This window comes from Paenibacillus helianthi, assembly GCF_001909055.1.
GTDB lineage: Bacteria > Bacillota > Bacilli > Paenibacillales > Paenibacillaceae > Paenibacillus_AQ > Paenibacillus_AQ helianthi.
On sequence record NZ_LVWI01000104.1, the window covers coordinates 1 to 6,153 of the forward strand.

At 37.2% G+C, this 6,153-nt stretch carries 3 protein-coding genes and 1 pseudogene; 1 reads left to right on the top strand and 3 read right to left on the bottom strand.

The window, feature by feature from the left end; genetic code table 11:
• Positions 1 to 2,740, bottom strand: a 2,740-nt coding sequence (locus A3844_RS30730; RefSeq protein WP_143192213.1) for a condensation domain-containing protein, incomplete at its 3' end; no start/stop codon positions are given.
• Between the two features lie 131 nt (positions 2,741 to 2,871).
• Here A3844_RS30730 and A3844_RS30735 point away from each other — a divergent pair.
• Positions 2,872 to 3,912: pseudogene (locus tag A3844_RS30735) on the top strand (IS630 family transposase).
• Positions 3,913 to 4,000: 88 nt separating this feature from the next.
• Here A3844_RS30735 and A3844_RS30740 read toward each other — a convergent pair.
• Together A3844_RS30740 and A3844_RS30745 are read right to left on the bottom strand one after the other, a co-directional pair.
• The gene (locus tag A3844_RS30740; protein ID WP_074109499.1) at positions 4,001 to 5,764 is read right to left on the bottom strand and encodes an ABC transporter ATP-binding protein; all 1,764 of its coding nucleotides are present in this window, start codon (positions 5,762 to 5,764) and stop codon (positions 4,001 to 4,003) included.
• A gap of 54 nt (positions 5,765 to 5,818) precedes the next feature.
• Positions 5,819 to 6,153, bottom strand: a 335-nt coding sequence (locus A3844_RS30745; RefSeq protein WP_208619477.1) for a hypothetical protein, incomplete at its 5' end; no start/stop codon positions are given.

The window sequence follows — 6,153 nt, forward strand, 5'->3', positions numbered from 1 at the left end:
CAATATCCTCTTGACCTGTATATTTGGACAACATGATGTTATATGCTGCTAACAACACCATATACACTGTACTTCCTGTCCGAGCTGCCATGTTTCGAACTTGCTTTCCTAAGTCTGATTCAATCGTGAATTGGATGGCATCTCCTTTAAAATCTCGCATCAAAGGCCGTGGATAATCGGTTGGCATATCCAGCACTGGCACTTCTCCAGCATAGATATCTAACCAATAATCTTCTTGTTTTTTTACGATCTCTTGATTCTGCTCTTGCTGCCATACTGCGAAGTCTTTGTATTGTACGGTGACTTCCGCTAACTCCTCTCCCTGATACAAAGACATGAGTTCCTTCATCAAAATCCCCATCGATGTTCCATCCGATGCCGAATGATGAATATCAAAGAATAAGAGATGCCGCTGATCTGTTAACCGAACCATTCCTACCCGGCAAAGTGGGCCCTCATTCAGGTTAAAAGGCTGAATCCATCCCGAAACGATGTCCTTTGCTTCAATATCATCTGCTGCTTCTTCATACATCATTTCAATTTCTACATCGTTATGAACACGCTGCATCAACTCTCCATTTACCCATGCAAAGGACGTGCGCAGTGATTCATGTCTCTGTACAATTACTTTCCAAGCTTTTTCTATTTGTGTTATATTCACAGGTCCTTTTAGTTCCATAACAAGAGGTATATTATAGGCAGTGCTCCCCTTTTCCATTTCATTAATCACAAGTAATCGTTTTTGTGCTGCAGTAATTGGATACCAATCTTGGTATGAAGCTCTTACAATAGATGAATATTCCACTCGCTCGGCTTCTTCTATTTTTTTCGCCATAGAAGCTAGTGTTGGACATTCAAAAATATTCTTAACACTAACAATTTTCCCGAATTCCTTTTGTAGTCGTGTCGATAAGAGTGTTGCTTTTAATGAATTTCCCCCTAAAACAAAAAAATGATCGTTTCTTCCTACTTCTATCAAATCCAAAATTTCGCACCAAATATTAGCTAATTTATTTTCGAACACTCCTTCTGGAGCATAATTTACTTGTATACTGTGTATTTCAATTTCTTGAATAACATTATTATATACACCTAATTTAAATTCATTAGATAACAAATATCTTTGCACCTTACCACTAGTTGTTTTGGGCACTTTTCTAATTGGTATAACGTGTGCTATGGAAATATTCATGTATGTAGCAATATTTTCTTTAATTGATATACTTAAAGAAATAAAATCCTCAATCTTGTTTTTAAAGTATACAAAAATTACTATATCATCTTGTCCCAATTCTTCATTAAATGCACCACATGCTACTACTTTTCCTAAATCTATATGATTTAAATCGGTTACAACTCTTTCTATATCGTGAGGATAATAATTCTGCCCGTTTACGATTATTAAATCTTTATACCGACCAGTAGGAATTAGACAACCCTGATCAACAAACCCTAAATCGCCAGTAATCAACCATCCATCCGGAGTAAATAAACGTTTTGTTTCTATCGAATCGTTATAATATCCTCGAGTGGTATTCCTACCTTTAATTTGAATATGCCCTACCGTACGATCTTTTAATTCTTCTCCTGAATTATTACATATTCTCACTTCACAATGTTCCATCGGTTCGCCAACACTTACAAAACTGACATGTAAGTCATTTTTTGAAACTTCTATTATTTCAGACCCAATGTTTATTGATTCTCTATCTAAATAATATATAGAAAGTTCTTCTCCAAGACCCGTGACTGTAACGGCAACTGTACCTTCTGCCAATCCATACCCCGCGGCAATAGTATTCCGTTTAATTCCAGTATGCTCGATAGCATCAAAGAACTCATTACAAAGTGATCCCAAGATAGGCTCTGCACCATTATAAATCGTTGCAACATTAGATAAATCCCAATTTTCAGATGATTTGGGTTTAAATAAAGATAAAAAATGTTTATAACCAAAATTTGGGGATGACAGCATCGTTACTTGATGTTCTGAAGCTTTTTTCAACCAAAGAGATGGTCTATGTATAAAGGTATTTGTATTCATATTATATTGGTTTATCTTTGCTTTAATTGGCATTATATGACAAACAATTAGTCCCATATCATGGGTTAAAGGCATCCAACTTAGTTGAGAATCGTGTTCTTTAACATTTCTCCCTTTTATAATATCGTTAATATTCGTTACTAAATTCACATGGCTTAAAATAACCCCCTTAGGAATACCAGTTGACCCGGAGGAAAATTGAATAAAGGCGATATCGTCGGGGGTTGCATTAAATATATTTTTCGATTCTTCCTTGAGAATAATATCATCTATTAAAATAACTCTATCATCTATAAGTTTAAATAAATTAAACGAATCATTTGAATTTTGGCGTAAATATTCTGCTGTTTTATTAGTTGTTGCAACATATGGGTTATCCAAAACACTAATAATATTAATTAATTTTAAACGATGTGCCTCATTACTTCCGAGAGTAACAGGAATAGGTATAATGCCACCTAAGATACAAGCCCAAAATAATAATACAAACTCTTTATTATCTTCGATTTGAAAAACTAGTTCATCTCTTGGCTTTAATCCTATTTCTTGAATATGATTTAAGACTTGTAATGTTCTTTTATAAAAAGAATGATATGGGATAAATTCTTCTTTCATTTCACTGTAAATAAAAGTTATACCTTTATCTGTAATTGGTTCTATTTCATGAAACATGCTAGTTAATGTACTACTCATCATAGGTCCTCCCAGTCGTATGTACTACAATTTTGCAAATAAAAGTTCTATATTGAACGCATTTAAGAAACTACCAAAGTCACTCCAATCGCCAAATCGGGTAAAGAATAGTAATAACTTACCCGAAGGTGGCGATGAACATGAGAAACGAAGAAATCGAGCGGTTGAATGCAGCGATGAAACAAACCTCGGACAAAACGACTCTACGAAAGGTACCTGGCCGTCCGTCTTCGTCTGGAAGGACATACGTTTGAAGAGATCGGCGATCTGCTCAGTCGTGCGCGTCAAACCATCGGCCTCTATTGGAAAGCCTACCAAACGCAAGGTCTGCCTGGCCTGAAGATGGATCATTCCCCTGGACAACCGACAAAACTCACGGAGGAGCAGCGAAAACAGTTAGCAGCGATGCTGGAGCAGCAACAACCGGCCGATGTGGGTTTTGAAGCCCGGTATACTTGGACCCTCCCGCTGGTGGCGGAGTGGATCAAACGAGAGTTTGGCATCACAATGAGCGTGCGTGGGATCAGCGCAATGCTCAAACGGATGAACTTCAGTTTTACCAAAGCAACGTATACGCTTGCCAACGCTGACGAGGATGCCAGGCGTATTTCAAAAAGCACACTTTTGCAGCGCTAAAGAAACAGGTTGAAGCCGAAAAAATCGATCATTTGCTTTTTGAAGACGAATCGATGATCCGGTCCTATCAAGCGCTGCAATACAATTGGTTCCCACGTGGCAGACAACGCAAAGTGCGCACGTACGGCAAGCACGAAGGAGCCAAGTTGTTCGGTGCGATTAATTATGAAACCGGGCAGGTGCATCACCGAGAAGAAGAAAAGGCTGATACCGCAGCCTTTATTCGATTTCTCCAGGATCTTCTCTCTGCGTATCCAGGTGGGGAAATCGCCTTGATTCTGGACAACAGCCGGATTCATCATGCTACGGAGTTACAGCCTTTTTTGGCGGAACATCCGCGTCTGCAGTCGGTCTTTCTACCACCTTACAGCCCAAACCTCAATCCGGTTGAAGGGCTATGGCTGTGGCTCAAAGCCGATGTAGTGAACAATGTCTTTTTTGAAAAATTCTATAAGGTTAAGCTTCATGTGAGCCAATTTATGAAGCGAATCAATAAGCATCCGCTGGGTACCGTCGATCGTCTGCTTGTTAGGTTATGATCTTAATTGCGGTCTATATAAAAACAAAAAGTTAGAGTTTAAAGTGTCTCTATGAAGAACTTTTATCAAATCACCTAAAAAACGATCTCTATGTGTCCATAAGAATTTTTTCTGTAACTTCTTCTCCTTCTAATTGAGCATAGTAGAGTGAATGATATCGACCACGAGCTAGAAGTAATTCATTGTGTGTACCTTGTTCAACCAAATTCCCATTTTCCATAACTAAGATCAAATCTGCATTTTGAATTGTTGTCAGACGATGTGCAATAACTAAAGTTGTTTTTCCAACCATTAATTTTGCTAAAGCATCCTGTACAATCTTTTCGGATTCATTATCTAAAGCCGCAGTCGCCTCATCTAAAAGCAATATGGGTGCATCTCGTAAAATTGCTCTTGCAATCGCAATCCTTTGCTTTTGTCCCCCTGACAACCGACTACCGCGTTCCCCAATCTCTGTATCGAAACCTTCACTTAATGTCATAATAAAATTATAAGCATTTGCTTTCTTTGCTGCATTAATTACACTTGTTTCATCAGCCATGAAGTTACCATCCAATATATTATCTCTAATCGTACCTGTGAAAAGAATTGACTCTTGAGGAACAAGTGAGAAGTAATCTCGATATTTCCTTAATCCCATTGACTCTTCACATCTACCATCAATCTCGATCGTTCCAATTGTTGGAGAATACAGCCCAAGAAGCAACTTAAATAATGTGGACTTCCCTCCACCGCTACCACCAACTATGGCTATCGTCTGGCCTGCCGTTGCACAGAAGTGAATATTTCTAAGAGCCATATCATTCTCAGATTTTGTATAAGAAAAGCCAACATTAGATACAGTTAATGTCCCAAAAGAACTTGCACGTCCCTGTTCTGGAAGCTTCTCATATTCCTTAGGAGAATCGATGATCTGAAAGATCCGCTCGGCACCCGCTAATGCTTGCTGCATAGATGACCAAAGCCCGGGGAGTTGCGAAAACGGTTGCACAAGATAGTTCATGAGTTGAATGAACGCGGCCATAGCACCAACTTCTAGATTCCCTTTTGCAACAAAAAAACCAGCAACAAGGATTGCAATCATAAAGCTCATTGTTGCAATACTTGCTGATACAGCGTTTGCACTTCCCTGTATTTTTCCCTGACTTCGCTCGATTTCAGATATTTTTGTACTGTACTGTTGATATTGTTTCGAAATTTTCTTCTCAAGACCAAAAACTTTATATAGAACACTGGCACCCAATACATCTTGCAAAAAAGAGGTTGCCTTGCCCATGGCTTCTTGCAGAATAATGCTTTTCTTACGCATAACTTCACCGAATAGTTTTCCTACCAATATCATTAGTGGTCCTATTGAAATAGAAATCAAGGCGAGAGGCCAGTGAATGTTTAATAAATAAATAAATGCACAAAGCGCAAGTAACGGATTTTTGAGAAGACCCATTATAATATGACCGCTTGCTTCTCCTACAGCTTGATTATCACTTGTGAACCGAGATAGTAACTCGCCTGAATGATTTTTATCATAATACGATTGAGGTAACCTTAAAACATGATTAAGTGTATCGAGCCTTATATCGTTCCTTACATTTAAAGATGCCTTTTGTTTGAAATATGTATCTAAATATGAAAAAAGAGCTATAAAAAATATCATTCCTATAGCTAAAAAAATTAAAATTGGCCACGTCTCAACTTCACCTTTTACAGCAGCATTTGTGATAAGAGATAAAAACCAGGCAATAGAGAGATCAAGCGCAGTACCTACTATCATCGTGAAAATCAAACAAGCATAGAGCAACTTATATCTTCGCATATACTTTAACAAACGAAAAAAAGGACTTTGTCTATTCATATAACACCTCTTTATATTTTCTTTAAAGTAGAAGCTATTTCTCGAAAGATTAATTTATATTAGAGACTTATCAGAAAAATCATTAAGCAATTGTTCTAGAAGTACTTGCTCATTAAGATATAATTCATTAAAGAGAATCATCAATTTGTCTGAATATTTCTCATGTTGCGTTAATGCATATTTTATATATAAATTAAGTAAACTTTCACTTTTATTCTCAAGCTTTGTAAAACCTTCGGAGAACATAGGTTTAATATCATAGAGTTTTTTTTTCTCTATATATCTTATTCTTGCAACCATGAGTTTTTTATAATCATAAAGCGTATAAAATGGCCTAATGTCCATTCGAGTGCTGTCCTTCAAGTTTAAAGAATAATATTCTATTAATC

Coding starts and splice junctions, on each gene's coding strand:
- A3844_RS30740 (WP_074109499.1), bottom strand. CDS start 5,764: ATGAATAGACAAAGTCCTTTTTTTCGTTTGTTAAAGTATATGCGAAGA.